At 60.1% G+C, this 14,683-nt stretch carries 13 protein-coding genes; 10 read left to right on the forward strand and 3 right to left on the reverse strand.

What is annotated here, in order from left to right:
- Positions 1-73 precede the first annotated feature (73 nt).
- The 8 genes from R3C19_25800 to R3C19_25835 all read left to right on the forward strand — a co-directional run bounded on the left by R3C19_25800 (position 74) and on the right by R3C19_25835 (position 10,171).
- A complete protein-coding gene (locus tag R3C19_25800) occupies positions 74-2,470 on the forward strand; it encodes a DNA topoisomerase (ATP-hydrolyzing) (protein MEZ6063777.1) in 2,397 nt (798 codons plus the stop codon).
- A gap of 112 nt (positions 2,471-2,582) precedes the next feature.
- The gene (locus R3C19_25805; protein MEZ6063778.1) at positions 2,583-5,210 is read left to right on the forward strand and encodes a hypothetical protein; all 2,628 of its coding nucleotides are present in this window, start codon (positions 2,583-2,585) and stop codon (positions 5,208-5,210) included.
- Complete coding sequence (locus R3C19_25810; protein ID MEZ6063779.1) at positions 5,210-5,500, forward strand: J domain-containing protein; 291 nt, start codon at positions 5,210-5,212, stop codon at positions 5,498-5,500. The genes R3C19_25805 and R3C19_25810 overlap by 1 nt, the downstream gene beginning before the upstream one ends.
- The gene (gene grpE / locus R3C19_25815; GenBank protein ID MEZ6063780.1) at positions 5,500-6,444 is read left to right on the forward strand and encodes a nucleotide exchange factor GrpE; all 945 of its coding nucleotides are present in this window, start codon (positions 5,500-5,502) and stop codon (positions 6,442-6,444) included. The genes R3C19_25810 and grpE overlap by 1 nt, the downstream gene beginning before the upstream one ends.
- 39 nt (positions 6,445-6,483) lie before the next feature.
- On the forward strand, positions 6,484-8,250 hold the full coding sequence (locus R3C19_25820; GenBank protein ID MEZ6063781.1) for an Hsp70 family protein: 1,767 nt from the start codon (positions 6,484-6,486) through the stop codon (positions 8,248-8,250).
- Entirely contained in the window at positions 8,247-8,558 is a 312-nt protein-coding gene (locus R3C19_25825) for a hypothetical protein (GenBank protein ID MEZ6063782.1), read from the forward strand. Before R3C19_25820 ends, R3C19_25825 begins: the two co-directional genes overlap by 4 nt.
- 22 nt (positions 8,559-8,580) lie before the next feature.
- On the forward strand, positions 8,581-9,357 hold the full coding sequence (locus tag R3C19_25830) for a Sir2 family NAD-dependent protein deacetylase (GenBank protein ID MEZ6063783.1): 777 nt from the start codon (positions 8,581-8,583) through the stop codon (positions 9,355-9,357).
- A gap of 19 nt (positions 9,358-9,376) precedes the next feature.
- Positions 9,377-10,171 carry a DUF4184 family protein gene (locus tag R3C19_25835; protein MEZ6063784.1) on the forward strand — a complete coding sequence of 265 codons (795 nt, stop codon included), beginning with the start codon at positions 9,377-9,379 and terminating at the stop codon, positions 10,169-10,171.
- Between the two features lie 282 nt (positions 10,172-10,453).
- On the opposite strand, the gene R3C19_25840 is transcribed toward R3C19_25835, so the two are convergent.
- Together R3C19_25840 and R3C19_25845 are read right to left on the reverse strand one after the other, a co-directional pair.
- Entirely contained in the window at positions 10,454-11,218 is a 765-nt protein-coding gene (locus tag R3C19_25840) for a class I SAM-dependent methyltransferase (GenBank protein MEZ6063785.1), read from the reverse strand.
- Complete coding sequence (locus R3C19_25845; protein MEZ6063786.1) at positions 11,208-11,636, reverse strand: hypothetical protein; 429 nt, start codon at positions 11,634-11,636, stop codon at positions 11,208-11,210. Before R3C19_25845 ends, R3C19_25840 begins: the two co-directional genes overlap by 11 nt.
- Before the next feature lie 441 nt (positions 11,637-12,077).
- On the opposite strand from R3C19_25845, the gene istA reads away from it, so the two are divergent.
- Positions 12,078-13,700, forward strand: a complete 1,623-nt coding sequence (istA, locus tag R3C19_25850; protein MEZ6063787.1) for an IS21 family transposase — start codon at positions 12,078-12,080, stop codon at positions 13,698-13,700.
- Positions 13,697-14,032, forward strand: a complete 336-nt coding sequence (locus tag R3C19_25855) for an ATP-binding protein (GenBank protein ID MEZ6063788.1) — start codon at positions 13,697-13,699, stop codon at positions 14,030-14,032. The genes istA and R3C19_25855 overlap by 4 nt, the downstream gene beginning before the upstream one ends.
- Before the next feature lie 19 nt (positions 14,033-14,051).
- Here the strand turns inward: R3C19_25855 and R3C19_25860 are convergent.
- A partial coding sequence (locus tag R3C19_25860; protein ID MEZ6063789.1) for a helix-turn-helix domain-containing protein occupies positions 14,052-14,683 on the reverse strand: 632 nt, incomplete at its 5' end.

Here is a 14,683-nt window from a genome sequence, read left to right on the forward strand (position 1 = left end):
AGCGAACTGACGTGTCCGGTTCGCTGTTCGTGGTTTGGTGCATTTATCCTGAGATTTGTGAAGGATCCCCCAGTTGGCTCGCAGGAAGTCTTCGTCGAATAACAATGGTCAGAACCTGTTCTCTCAAGTCGACGCACTGGAGGAAGCCGGCAACGTTGAGTTTGTGCCGATCAGCATCGAAACGCGCCGGCGATATCTGAACTACGCGCTGTCAGTCATTACATCGCGCGCCCTGCCGGATGTCCGTGACGGCCTGAAGCCCGTTCAGCGGCGAATCCTGTACGTGATGTTCGACCGGCTGCGGCTGACCGCCGACGCGAAGACTCGCAAATGCGCGAAGATCTGCGGCGATACGACCGGTTCGTTTCATCCTCACGGAACGATCGCCGTCTATGAAACGCTGGTCCGCATGGCGCAGGACTTTTCGCTGCGGTATCCGCTGGTGATCGGGCAGGGAAACTTCGGTTCCATCATGGGTCTGCGTCCCGCCGCTGACCGCTATACCGAAGCGAAACTGTCGGCGCTGTCGGAGCAGCTCATGAACGAGCTGCGGTACCGAACCGTTGACATGCGGCCGACGTACGATGCGGCCGACATGGAACCGTCTGTGCTGCCGGCTCGGTTTCCGGCGCTGCTGGTTAACGGGTCGCAGGGGATTGCTGTCGGCATGGCGACAAGCATTCCGCCGCACAATCTGGTGGAAGTGACCAGAGCCTGCGTGCAGCTGATCGACAAGCCGGATTCCACCGTTGCTCAGTTGATGAAATACGTCAAGGGGCCCGATTTTCCGCTGGGAGCAAGAATCGTCACGGACCGCGCCGAACTGAAGAGTGCTTACGAAACCGGGCGCGGCTCCATCAAGTCGCGCGGTGAATGGCGGTTCGACACCGAAGGCCGCAGGGAAATCAAGACGCGGCTGATTGTGTATTCCGTGCCCTACGGAGTTTCGACCGGACCGCTGATTACCGAAATCGGTGAACTGATCGAAGGCCGCAGAATTCCGCAACTGCTGAGCGTCAACGACGAAACCAACGAAGAAAACGGACTGCGGATCGTCCTGGAGATCAAGGCGGGAGCCGATCCCGAAGCAGTCGTGGCCTATCTGTATAAGCACACGTCGCTGGAAAGCAACTTCGGCTACAACGCGACTGCCCTGGTTCCCGATGAACACGGAACTCTGGTGCCGCGCGTACTGAGCCTGAAGGACCTGCTGCAGCACTTTCTGGATTTCCGTTTTGAAACGGTGCGGCGGCGACTGGAATTTCAGTTGGAACAGCTCCGCAAGCGCATTCACATTCTGGAAGGCTTTGCGATTATCTTCGACGGCCTGGACCTGGCTCTGAAGATCATTCGCGCCAGCAGCGGCAAGAAGGACGCCGCCGAAAAACTGATGGCGAAGTTTCCGCTGGACGAGTTGCAGACCGACGCCGTGCTGGAACTGGCGCTGTATAAAATTTCACAACTGGAAATTGACCACATTCGCCAGGAACTCGCCGACAAGCGCGCCGAAGCCGCGCGAATCGAAAAGCTGCTGAAGTCGAAAGCCGGAATGTGGAAACTGGTTCGGTCGGAACTGGAGGAAGTCGCCGCTCAGTTCGGTGACAAGCGCCGCAGTGAGTTCGGGTCGTCGGAGGAAATTGTCGAGTTCGATCCGCAGGCATACATCGTTCGGGAAAACACGAATGTCGTCGTCACCGCGGACGGCTGGGTGAAGCGGGTGAACCAACTGGCCAGTGTCGCCAAGACTCGCGTGCGTGAAGGCGACAGTGTCCTGGCGGTGATTCCCGGCAGCACGCTCGACAACGCCGTATTCTTCAGTTCTGACGGAGTCGCCTTTACGGTACCGATCGATCAGATCCCGGTCTCATCGGGTTATGGCGAACCGCTGGCGAAGCACGCCCGCTTTGCCGACGGAGCCTCCGTAGTTTCTGCGCTGACCACGGATCCCCGGTTTGTGGAAGCCGTCCCGGACGATTCGACGGAGTGGGGTCCGCTGCTGCTGATCGCGACGAAACAGGGCCAGGTGATGACGCTGCCGTTCCACGGATTCCGCACGCCGTCCACCAGAAGCGGCCGGAAGTACTGCAGACTTCGAAAAGGTGACGAAGTTGTTTACTGCCAGTTGATCACCGACGCGGAGACTGTGTTCTTTGCCTCCGCGAACGCTCGCGTGCTGCACTTTTCTCTGGACGACGTTCCGATGCTGACCAACGCCGGCAAGGGCGTGCGGGGCATCAAGCTGGCACCGGACGACCGGCTGCTGGGCGTCGTCCAGATGGCTCGGCCCAGCGACTGCCTGCGAGCCGTCAACAGCAACGACAAGGAACTCGTCTTCGGCCAGCAGAAATACCAGGTGACATCCCGCGGCGGCCGCGGCGTGCTGACCAGCAAACGCACAACATTCACCAGAATCCTGCAAGCGGAAATCGAACTGGTCGACTGGGCAACCATGGAAGAGGCCTCCGAATGACGGACGCTGGTCGGCTCCGCTGGCGATTTCAGCAACGTTTGTTAGAACACGTGTCTCGCGCCGGTTCTGGCTCCTTATTTGGCGCGCAGCAGCTCAATTCACGGAGGAAGGCATGTCGAGAAAGCACGTCCGGAACAAACAACAGGGCGCTCCCGATTCAGCGCGAGTGCAGCGGCTTCTGGAAAAAGGCGACGTCAAAGAGGCCGTCAAGGAAGCGAAACGCTGCTTTCGGCTGGAATCCGGCGACCGCAACCGTGCGATTCTGCAGGAGGCGTATCTGTGCCGTGCTGAGCAGTTGCACCGGCTGAAACAGAATTCAGAAGCCAAATCCGTGCTGGCGGAAATGGCCCGGCTAAAGCCCCCCGCGCCGGGGCTGGCGGATCGGCTGAACCGACTGGAGGTGCTGATTGGTCAGCGTGACGGCTCCGCAAGCGCAACTTTCACCAGGGATCCGAAGCTGCTGATCGAAATGGTTGACAAGGCCATCCTGGACGAACGCAGCATCATTCCGGATCACGGCGACATCCGGGCTCAGGTCATCGCGGTCCGGGAGGCTCTGGTCGCCGTTGAACGCGGTGAAGACGATGCCGCGGCGGAGCTGCTGACCGAGATCCCGCGCGCATCGCCATTGGCCGACTGGCGCCTGTTTGTGCGCGGCCTGTCCGCGTTCTATCAGAAAGACGACGAACGCATCGCGAAGAACTGGGACCGGCTGGACGAAACTCGCCCGGCCCGCCGTGTCGCGGGGACGCTGCGAGCCGCCGTCGCCGATGCGTCATCCTCCACTGAACGTGGCGCTGAGGCGCGGCTGGATGATGCTGGTCTGGCCGATCGCCTGAGCCGCCTGCGGAGGCACCTGCGGACCGATAGCGTGGATTCTCTTCTGAAGGACCTGCTTTCGGCCTGGCAGCGGGAAAAGTGGGCCGTCTTTGCCGCTCGCATGAAATCACTGGTTCGGCGGTGCGGCGAGGAACAGAAACAACTGCCGCGGCAGATCGCGGATATGGTCTGGAAGAAAGCCGTGCGGGAATACAAACCGCGGCTGCTTTACGACCTGGCGACGTGTGGGATCGCACCGGAAATTGACCCCAACTGGACGCGCGCGAAGGTGATGCTTACCGAACACCCGCAATGCATGGACGGCCTCGAAACTGTCGAAAAGTGCTGGCTGGCCTATGTCGACGACATTGACAAGGGAGCGTTTTTTAGTGAGCAGGACCGTCGGGTCGCAAAGGGGCTGATTTTTCTGCGGCTGGCCCGCCTGATGTCGGATGCCGCCGAAGAGCGGCAGCGAGCCTCTTCAAGTGCCGCCTTCTTCTTCGACGAAGACGGGGATTCGGAGGAGTCAACCTTCTTGAGCCAACGCGCGGAGTATTTCTATGCGCGCAGCATCGAAGCCTTTCCGCAGCTTTCGGAATCCTGTCTGGAGCTCGCGGCGCGGCACGTGGCGAACGACAAACTGGACAAGGCCGCGACCGTCATTGGAAAACTGGCGAAAGCGGATCCGAATTCCTTTGAGGCGGCGATCTGGCTGGCGAACTTTTACATTTCGAAGGACGACGCGGATTCCGCCGCGCCGTACGTGGAGAACGCTCGCCGCCTGCGACCCCGTGATCCGCAATGTGCCGTGCTCGATTGGAATCGAAAAATCACAAAAGTCCGCGTCTCGGCCATCAAGCGGAAGTTTGATGATGCCCACCAGACGCTTGACGAAGCTGCAGCCTCCGCGCCGGCCGGTATCGAATCGGACACAATCGACCTGCTGCGCGCAGGGATCTGGTTCAAGGCGAAAAATGCGGAAGAGGGCCACGCCATCGTGGACAGGGTCGTCTCGCAGGTTGAAGACCCGACGGCCATCTGGATGAACATGAGTGCCATCTGCGGCCGGATGCGCGTTGCGCGGGAATTCAAGAGAATCTTTGATGACCGGTTCAAGGAGGCCATTGCTGTGCCGCTGACCAGTGAAGCGGCCGGACGAATGTCGCAACAGCTTTGTTCGTATCGCGCCACGAACGCGAATTACACCGGCAGGGCAACTCACGAACGGCTGCTCATCCGTGCGCTGTATTCCGGAAACGACGTCGAATGGCGAGACAAAGACCTCAGGAGCGTGTGCGCGTTTATCAACGAGATTCCTCGCCTGCGCTGGCGACGGAGGGGTTTTTACGAGCTTGGCCTGGATCTGTTCCCTGCAACTCCGCACTACCCGTATTGGCTGGCGATGGAAGACTTCAACTGCCGCTTCCTCATGAACCAGCCGTCCGAACTTCTGGAGCTGTTGACGAACGCCATCGAACTTCACAGACGGGGCGGACCGCCGCTGTCAGAATCACAGCTCGAAGAAGCTCGCGCGGCGATATCGGAACTGAAGGAACGTCAGGAACGCTGGTCCGCCCGGACACCGTTTCGGTTCGATGACGATGACGACTTCGATGACGATGACGATGACGATGACTTCGACGACGAGTATGAGCCGTTCGAGGGCAGGGGCGACCCCGGCGGGTTGTCGCGTCCCCCATCTCCGTTCAGCAAACCTGACATCGACGAATTCATTGCTGCCGCCTCCAGTGACATGCCGCCGGATATTCAGCAGTCGTTTGAAGAACTCGGCGAAAAATTTGGCCTGCCTGCGGATGAAGTGCTTCGAGTGATTTCCGAAGCGATGCTTCAGGGGCACTCCCTGGTCACCGCGATGCGACGTCTGATGCAGACGAAGGAAGACCGGAAAGGAGATTCCTGATGCTGGACCCATACACCGTACTTGACCTGAACAACGATGCCGACGACGCGCAGGTGCGTAGTCGCTACCTGCAACTGGTCCGGCAGTTTCCTCCGGAGAAGGACCCGCAGAAGTTCGCTGAGATCCGATCGGCCTACGACGCATTGCGTGATCCGCTGCAGCGACTGAAGGACCAGCTGTTCGGTGCTCGGGTGACTCGCACGCTGGATTCACTTTTGGAGGAACGGCGGCCCGATGTCCGGCGTCAGCGTCTGCCAACCGGGCTGTTGTTGTCGCTGGGACAGGACTGATGCCGACCTGGACGGAAACTGAGGAAACGCTGCGGGCGTTTCGCGAATGGCTGAACCACACGGCCGACGAAATTGCTGCGCTGCCCGATCCGCGGGATGCCGCCGATGAGGATCTTCGCGGATTTACCGCCGCGAACTCAACGCAGCCTTCGGAAGCTCCCGAAGCCGGGTTGCTGCAACTGGTCGAAGCGTTCACCGCCATGCGGCACGAACTGAAGCTGCAGACCAAAAGCACCCGCGGACTGGAAACCACCGTTGAACACGCTCTGGAAGGTCTCAATTCAGCCAGCCGCACGTTTCAGTCCGTTCAGGCACAGGAACGCGATGCCGCGCGGCGCGCCGCCAAACCGCTGATCGAAGCGCTGGCCGGACTGGACGAAGGTCTGCAGCGTGCCAGCCTGGCCTTTGATGCAGCGCGACATCGACTGCTGGATGCCGCTCCCGAACAGATCCGCAATTCCCTGGCCCGGGAATTCAGCCGGCTGCCGTGGTGGCGCCGGCTGCTCGTCAGGAAATGGCACGCCGTGATTGCCGACCTTGCCGTCAAAGAGATGCGGCAGTCCTTGCACGAAAACGTGAACGCGATTGTTCAGGGCTTTGATCTGCTTCGATCCAGGCTGTCAAAATCGCTGGCCGAACTTCAGATCACGCGAATCGATCAGCCCGGCGGCAGGGTCGATCCAAACCTGATGACCGTTGTCGAACTGGTGACAGATCCGGCACTTGAACCGGAAACCGTCGTCCGGATTCTGCGACCGGGCTACGTCGCCGGTGACCAGGTCATCCGTTTCGCGGAAGTGAAGGCTGTCGCCAGCCGCCAGCGGGCTCCGGATGTGCCGGAGCAGGTCCGCGACGGCGATTTCGACACACCGGTGGAATCTTCACCCACGGATTCCTCACCGGCGGACGCGCATTCGCCGGATACGGCTCCGTCAGACTCATAGGTTTTCCAATTCCTGTTCTCCCAACTGAAAGGACGCACCATGGAAACGATCGTCGGTATTGACCTTGGAACGACAAACAGCGCGATTGCCATCATTCAGGACGGCAGACCGGTTGTGCTTCGCGATTCGGGCAATCTGGCGACGATTCCGTCCGTCGTCGGCTTCGGCAGCGACGGTCAATTGCTCGTCGGTCAGTCTGCACGCAACCAGGCGCTGATTGCTCCGGAACGCACCGTGAAGTCCATCAAGCGCCGGATGGGAAAGGAAGAAAAGGTCCGGGTGGCGGACAGGGATTATTCACCGCAGGAAATCTCCGCCATGATCCTGCGGACGCTGAAGGACCAGGCGGAATCGCGGCTGGGTCAGACGGTGTCGAAAGCCGTCATCACCGTTCCTGCTTACTTTAACGACAATCAGCGGACGGCGACCCGGGAAGCCGGCGAACTGGCCGGACTGGAAGTCGTCCGGATCATCAACGAACCCACCGCCGCGACGCTGACCTACGAGCCGCATTCAGAAAAAAACGAGCGTCTGCTGATTTACGACCTGGGCGGCGGTACGTTCGACGTCTCCATCGTGCAGATCGAACAGGGGGTGGTTGAGGTTCTGTCCAGCCACGGCGATACGCATCTGGGCGGCGACGATTTCGACCAACTGCTGCTGGATCACATCTGCGACGGCTTCCAGTCGAAACACGGCATCGACCTGCGGACCAACCCGGTCGCGAAGTCTCGTCTGCTGCAGGCTGCGGAAGCTGCCAAGATCAGGCTGTCCGATCAGGCATTCGTGACGGTCACGGAAGAATTCATCGCGGAAAAAGACGGTCAGCCGCTGCATCTGGAAATCGAACTGGGTCGTCGCGAGTACGAAGACATGATCGCGCCGCTGCTGAAGAAGACGATCGATTGCGTCGATGCCGCTCTGGAAGATGCCCGCCTGGCGGCCTCGGAGATCGATCGAGTCATCCTGGTGGGCGGCAGCAGCCGCACGCCGATGGTTCACCGCCTGCTGAAGGAACAGCTTGATCACGATCCGCATTTGGAGATCGATCCTGATCTGTGCGTCGCGATGGGTGCTTCGGTGCAGGGAGCTCTCATTGCCGGTGTCGACGTGGGCACGGTTCTGGTCGACATCACGCCGCACACACTTGGCATCCGCTGTCTGGGCGAACTTCGCGGCCGGTGGACCGATCGGATGTTCTCGGCGGTGATTCCTCGCAATACCGCCCTGCCCGCCACACGATCAGAAGTCTATTACACCTGTACTGAAGGTCAGAAATCGGTGATCATTACCGTGCTGCAGGGAGAACACGAAGACGTGACTTTCAACGAATCGATCGGTGAATTCTCCCTCGAAGGACTTCGGGAAGATGCTGCGGAAAACAGTGAAATTCTTGTCCGCTTTGATCTGAATCTGGACGGAATCCTGACCGTAACCGCCATCGAACGCGAGACCGGGCTTGAAAAGCGGCTGATCGTGGATAACGCGATGAGCCGATTTCGCGGTTCCGATCGTGATGGAGCGCGCACGAAACTGGCAGAGATTTTCGGTGACTTGTCAGCTCCGCAACCTTCAGCGGCACAAAGCGCCAAAGCCGCTGATTCTTCAGAAGCGGCGGACGACGAGGCCGATGCCCTGATCGCGAACGCTCGCCGACTTCTTTCTCAAGCCGCTCCGGAGGACGCCGACGAAATTCGCGAACTCATCAGTGGTATCCGTCAGGCGGCTGCCGCCGGCGACCAGGACTCGGTCAGCGATCTGACGATGCGGCTGGAAGACCTGTTGTTTTACGTTGAGGACGTATGAGCACAGTGTCGGCCGAACTTCAGTCACTGCGGTGTCCGACGTGCGGAGCCGAGCAGGCGGCATCCCCGGAGTGTCGGCGGTGCCGCTGCGATCTGACGCTGGTGCTGGCGATTCGGCGGCAGGCTCAGCGCCTTCACGAAGATGCCCTTAGAAACCTGCGCGACGGCCTGTTCGACGCCGCGGTTCACTGCGCCGAACGGCGTCAGGCTGTCAGCCCGGATCGTACGTCTCGCCGATTGCTGGCCGTCAGCTATCTGGCGTCCGGCAACTTCGCCGCAGCGATGGCCGTCAGCCGCGGGGATTTTTGATGGTCCGAACGGGATGGCATTGATGACGCTGCGGTTGAACGATGATGACATCGTCGAAGCGGCGGAATTGATTTCCCGGTGGCTCGCGGAAGCTCGTTCGACCGTCGCGTTTTCCGGTGCCGGTATCAGCACGGAAAGCGGGATTCCCGATTTTCGATCACCGGGCGGTGTCTGGAGCCGCCACCGGACCGTGTACTTCGATGAATTCTGCCACAGCGCTGAGGCTCGCTACGAATACTGGCAGCAGAAAGCGGAAGCTCACCGCGACTTTGCCGCTGCCGTTCCGAACATTACTCATCAGACGCTGGCTGCCTGGGAATCCGCTCAGAAACTTCGCGGAATTGTGACCCAAAACATCGACGGCCTGCACCAGCAAGCCGGCAGCCGGAACGTTCTGGAATTACATGGCACCGCGCGCCGGATCGCGTGTCTGGACTGCGCCTGGCAGGAGGCGGCGGATTCGTGGGTTCAAAGGTTTCTTGCGGAAGACCGCGTCCCTGACTGCCCGGACTGTGGCGGCCGTCTGAAACACGCGACCGTGTCGTTCGGACAGTCACTGCCCGCGGACGTCCTGCAGGCTGCCGCGCGCTGGGCTCGCGAAGCCGATCTGTTTCTGACTCTGGGATCGTCGCTGGTTGTGGAACCCGCCGCCAGCCTTCCCCGCATCGCGAAGCAGTCCGGCGCTCATCTGGTGATTCTGAACCGCGACGAGACGCCGCTTGATTCCATCGCCGATCTCGTCGTCAACGCTCCGCTGGGAGCTGTGTTCCAGGCGATTTCGAATCTTTGTCAAGACTGAGTGCATACAACACACCAGAATGCCGTTTACACCCACTCACATCATCGCCGTTGTTCCGCTGGCTGGCGTTTTTCGCACAGTGCCGTTTTCCGCGCTGGCTGTCGGCGCGATGGTGCCGGACCTGCCGATGTTTGTTGGCCTGTTTTCGTACGCCGAAGCACATTCCCTGCACGGACTGTTCACAACGTGCCTGCCTTTGGGACTGGCGGCTTTCGTTGTCTTCGAACTGATCATGCGGCGACCGCTGCAGGCGGCGCTGCCGGCGTGTGTGCAGTCGAGAATGAAGCCGCCACTGTCGCATTCGCGGGACGTTTCTGTGACTCAACTGGTGCTGGCATGCGTCTGCATTCTGATCGGAGCAGCGACGCATGTATTCTGGGATTCGTTTACGCACGCAGGACGCTGGGGGACTGTTGTATTTCCCGTGCTGAATTCTTCTGCAGGCATCGCCGGACTTCAGATGCCCGCCTATAAGATTGCGCAGCATGGCAGTTCGGCCATAGGACTTCCGCTGCTGCTTGCGGTCTGGATTCGTTCGCTGCGGCGAACTCCACCGGATGAACGGCGCGTTGTTACCATCAGCCCGATACTAAGATATGGCCTGTGGGGATTGCTCCTTGGTGTGCCAATCGTGCTACTGGCTTCCGCGATTCGGTCAAACGGCCCTCTTGAGTACCGCGCTTTCGTTGCAGCAACCCGGACAATTTCCATTCTGCTGGTTGCGTTCGCGACGTACGCGTTACTTTTCCAGGCGGCTGCGATTGTCGGGCGGCGTTCACGGCAGCGGCAGATCGGCGAAGTTCCGGGCGACTGAGGCCCGGGAACGCGGGATGTTCGTAGTCGGGCTCCTCCGGAGACTGGCATTCCAGGAAGCCACCTTACCGGCGCCGCTTCCGGGAGGAAGTCACACGGGCGGAGCGAAGTGCAGAACGGGCCGAACGCGCAATCGACGTGCGGCCATCGCAGATCGATCAACGCGCCGTCTGCCCGCCCCCGAACTTGCTTCGCTCGTTCGAACCCTCCCATTCGGCCGTCGGCCGGGAGGGGTTGCTTGCGGGCGGTCCGGGGAGATAGGTCGCATGCGCGGCGCGCGTTGTCAGTCCGGGCGAGCCTTGCCGATTGCCATCACGGACAGGCCGGTGATGAAACCGAACAGCGGATCGGTGACGCGCGCGAGTCTGGGAAGCCAGCGGTCGGCGGACCGCATCTGGCGATTCACGGAATCGTCCGCCAGGCCGGCGTCGTTGCGACATCGGTTGTGATACCACCAGCCGGCGGCTCCGGTCATGTTCAGATAACGCGTTCGATGAACGATCCAGCCGGCGGCGCGCAGTGCTTCGGCGGCGCGTCGGCGTGAGTAGCGGCGGAAGTGTCCTGCTTCGGAATCCATCTTTCCAAACAGCCACTGGTGAGCGGGCACGATCAGCGCCAGCATCGCGTGCGGTGCGACGGCGTCCTTCATCCATCGCAGCGCAGCGATATCGTCTTCGATGTGTTCCAGCACATTGAAACACACAATCGAATCGGCTCTGAAGTCGGCGATTGCGCGGACGCTGGCTTCGTCGGTGAGATCCACGATTTCCGCGCGCACGGCGTCGTCGTCGACGAAACGATTCCGCACGGCGTCCAGACACGCCGGGTCGATATCGGTGGCCAGCACCTGACGATCAATCTCCCGCAGCATGGCCGTGTATGTTCCGTAACCGACTCCGATCTCCCAGACGCGATCACCCAGATACCTCTGGACGCAGCGGAACAGATAGCGCGGATACGCCTGCATGTCGCGCATGGCAGGGCTCATGGTGTCCGCACCTGTCGGAAGCGGGTCACCGCCGCTGCCCGGCTGTGATTCAGACTGCATCCGGCGTATCTCCGTCGCGGATCACTGTGCCGTCACCGCGTGGACTGTCGGGCGGCCGATCGCCGGCTTTCGTGCTGTTGTTCGTATCTGAGCGCGACTGCGATCCCGGCACGTCGTCAAAGACTCGCCGCTGAGGCATGACGGCAACCGCCAGGAACCCCAGTCCCAGAACCAGGGCAGCGGCGGAAGCGGCGACAACGGCACACAGAAACCAGACGGCACTTTTCCACAGAACGGCGGCAATTCCGCACCACAGGGCCAGCACAGCGAAGGGGGTGGCCAGCAGCAGAAACATTTTGACGGGATTACAGCGCAGGATTGCTTCGACAATGATCTGCAGAGCTCGCAGTGAATCCCTCACGTGACGGACTTTCGACCGCCCTTCCCGCTGACCGTATTTGATCGCGATGTAGTGCACGCTGAGATCGTTGTGCAGATACGCCAGCGTCGAAGTCGTGGTGAAGGAACAAGGAGAGCAAGCAAGGAGAGCAAGCAAGGACAAGCAAGCAAGGGACAAGCAAGCAAGGACAGACAAGCAAGGACAGGCAAGCAAGGACAGACAAGCAAGCAAGGAAGCAAGGAAGGAGAAGAGGAAGCAAGCAAGGACATGCATTGTAAATAGCGGTAAGAAGGCAACCAGCGAGCTGATGAACAAGACTTTTTTCAGGGCCTACCCGCTGCAGCCGTTTAGATTGCTGAGCTTCTTGACGCCGCGAGATTCTGCCATGCGGTTGATTTCAGAACGCTGTCGGGAGGCGCCCAGAACCTGCCAGTCGGAGGCGCGTTAAGACCGGCCATTTGAGCGAAGGGCGTGATTGTCATCCAGGCTTCAGCATTTGCGTGCTGAAGGAGATGCCGGGTGTCAAACGAACTCACAATGGCTACAGTCAGTTCCATCGTTACGTTGATCGAGGGCGGTTATTCGGATCGTCACATAGCTGCGGTTCTTAACGTTGATCGGGGCACCGTCGCAAAATATCGGCGGCAGGTTCAAAACCCGCCAAACGCGCCTCCCGGGTCTGAGGCCGATTTGCCTGGTCCGAAGACGGACTCACCGCAGAAGCGGGCGACCGGTCCGGACAGCCGGTGTGAGCGTCATCGCGAGCTGATCCTGCAGAAGCTGGAGCAGGGACTGACGGCCCGGCGAATCTACCAGGATCTCGTCGACGAATATGGCTTCGCCGCGAAGTATCACAGCGTGCGGCGATTTGTCGCGCGGCTTGTGCAGAAGACTCCGCAGCTTGTGAGGCGGATGGAAGTTGAGCCGGGCGAGGAAGCGCAGATTGATTTCGGTACGGCAGCTTATGTCAAGACCTCAGACGCAACGAGACGTCGGCCGTGGGTGTTGCGAGTGGTGCTCAGTCATTCACGCAGCGCGTACAGCGAGGCCGTTTATCAGCAGTCCACGGAGAACTTCATTCGCGTCCTGGAAAACGCGTTCCGTTACTTTGGCGGCGTGCCGAGAAAGCTCATCATCGACAACCTCAAGGCGGCTGTGAAGAAGGGTGACTGGTATGACCCCGAAGTGCATCCGAAGCTGCAGTCGTTCGCACAGCACTACGGAACCGTGTTCCTGCCGACGAAGCCGTACACGCCACAGCACAAGGGCAAGGTGGAATCGGGCATCAAGTATGTGAAGAACAACGCGCTGGCCGGTCGCGTGTTTCGCAGTCTGGAAGAGCAGAACGCGCACCTGCTCGACTGGGAACAGCGGGTGGCCGACACGCGGATTCACGGCACCACGAAACAGCAGGTCGGCAGTCAGTTCGAAGTTGCTGAGAGAGCGGCGTTAGTTCCGCTGCCGACAGATGTGTTTCCGGCGTTTCATGAAGGCCGGCGGTCGGTCAGTCGCGACGGACATATCGAAGTCGCCAAAGCGTATTATTCGATGCCGCCGGAGTATGTCGGCTGTCGTGTGTGGGTGCGGTGGGACGCGCGACTGGTTCGCATCTTCAACGACCGCTGGGAACAACTCACAGCGCATGCGAAGTGTGAACCGGGACGCTTCTCGACGAACCCGAATCACATTCCGAAGAAGCGTGTCTCCGCCGTCGAACGCGGCACCGACGCACTGCTGAAAGAAGTTGCGAAGATCGGTGACGACGCGCGGCAGTGGTCCGCAGCGATGGTTCAGACGCGGGGAATCGAAGGCGTTCGCGTGCTGGCCGGACTCAAGGCGCTGGCGAAAAAACACGATTCCGCGGCTTTATACTGGCCGCGGCGAACGCTGATACTTCTCGCACTTCTTCATGCCGCGGGCCAGAATACCTCAAATTGCCCCGCTCGGGCTTTAAACAGGGCCTGCCATAAGGCTCTGAGCTGCGGAGCCTTCCGGCTGAAAACGATTCGTGAACTGCTGAAGCGTGACGACGGGACGACGCAGCAGCAGTTCGATTTTCTCGCAGAACATCCCGTCATCCGACCCCTGAGCGATTACTCCCTGGAGTCACTCGCCGCATTCCGAAAGGACCGAATCCGATGAAATCATCACTCACTGAAGCGCTGAAACAACTGCGACTGAGCGGCGTTGTGCAGAGTCTCGACATCCGACTGCAGGAGGCCACGTCCAACCGACTGACTCATGCCGAATTCCTCGAACTGATCGTGCAGGATGAACTGTCCGTACGACATGATCGTGCGGTGGAACGTCGCACACAATCGGCCCGGTTTCGTGATCAGAAGCTGCTTGACGATTTTGACTGGGACTTCAATCCGTCACCACGACGCAAACAAGTCTTTGATCTGGCGGCCGGTGAATTCGTCCGGCGTCACACGGACGCACTCTTTGTTGGTCCCCCGAATCCAGGTTCATAATACACACCTCGCGAAGTTGTTACTTAAACGGGAATTGTGTCTGGCCGGCCGCGCGACGCGGGATCTTTCGGCCGCTCAGGATGGCCTGAACGGCGGACTGAACGTCCCCAAGCTGCAGATCTTCGCGGCGAATCAGCCATGGTGCACCGGCGACAACCTGCCTGGCCGGAAGCAGGTTCTGCTCGATCAGGCGGCGCACGGAAGCCGCGCTGACGCCGAGTGTTCGGCCCGCATCCTGAAGCGTCATGTACTCGGAATCTTCGTCAGCCGAATACGGCTCTACGCCGAGACGATTCCGCAGCGAAGCCACGCGGGATGCGATCCAGGTTTTCCCGCGGCCGGTCTTCAGGCCCAGTCGATTCAGAATCGCGGCGATGTCTTTGTCGCGACAGACCCGCGCCAGTTCCGGCAGCAAGTCCGTCACTGTGCGATCGGTGCGGTAGCGATGCTGTCCCGTCCGGTTCTTTGCGACGCGCAGTTGCGTATGCACGCCGCCGGACCAATGCAGCGTCATCGTCACTTCCGGCGGATCGTTGCTCACATCCACAACAATTTCTTCGAGGACGGTTCGCAGAATCCTCTTCTTCAGCGATTCACCGGCCTGCGAATGATGCCATGCCGTTTCCAGATCCTGACCGAGCCGTAGTAAGC

It is taken from the genome of Planctomycetaceae bacterium, from assembly GCA_041398785.1.
GTDB lineage: Bacteria > Planctomycetota > Planctomycetia > Planctomycetales > Planctomycetaceae > JAWKUA01.

What these genes read in the sequence shown, in the direction of transcription:
- R3C19_25805 (MEZ6063778.1), top strand. Translation starts at nt 2,583, where the DNA reads ATGTCGAGAAAGCACGTCCGGAACAAACAACAGGGCGCTCCCGATTCA.
- R3C19_25810 (MEZ6063779.1), top strand. Translation starts at nt 5,210, where the DNA reads ATGCTGGACCCATACACCGTACTTGACCTGAACAACGATGCCGACGAC.
- grpE (MEZ6063780.1), top strand. Translation starts at nt 5,500, where the DNA reads ATGCCGACCTGGACGGAAACTGAGGAAACGCTGCGGGCGTTTCGCGAA.
- R3C19_25820 (MEZ6063781.1), top strand. Translation starts at nt 6,484, where the DNA reads ATGGAAACGATCGTCGGTATTGACCTTGGAACGACAAACAGCGCGATT.
- R3C19_25825 (MEZ6063782.1), top strand. Translation starts at nt 8,247, where the DNA reads ATGAGCACAGTGTCGGCCGAACTTCAGTCACTGCGGTGTCCGACGTGC.
- R3C19_25830 (MEZ6063783.1), top strand. Translation starts at nt 8,581, where the DNA reads ATGACGCTGCGGTTGAACGATGATGACATCGTCGAAGCGGCGGAATTG.
- R3C19_25835 (MEZ6063784.1), top strand. Translation starts at nt 9,377, where the DNA reads ATGCCGTTTACACCCACTCACATCATCGCCGTTGTTCCGCTGGCTGGC.
- R3C19_25840 (MEZ6063785.1), bottom strand. Translation starts at nt 11,218, where the DNA reads ATGCAGTCTGAATCACAGCCGGGCAGCGGCGGTGACCCGCTTCCGACA.
- R3C19_25855 (MEZ6063788.1), top strand. Translation starts at nt 13,697, where the DNA reads ATGAAATCATCACTCACTGAAGCGCTGAAACAACTGCGACTGAGCGGC.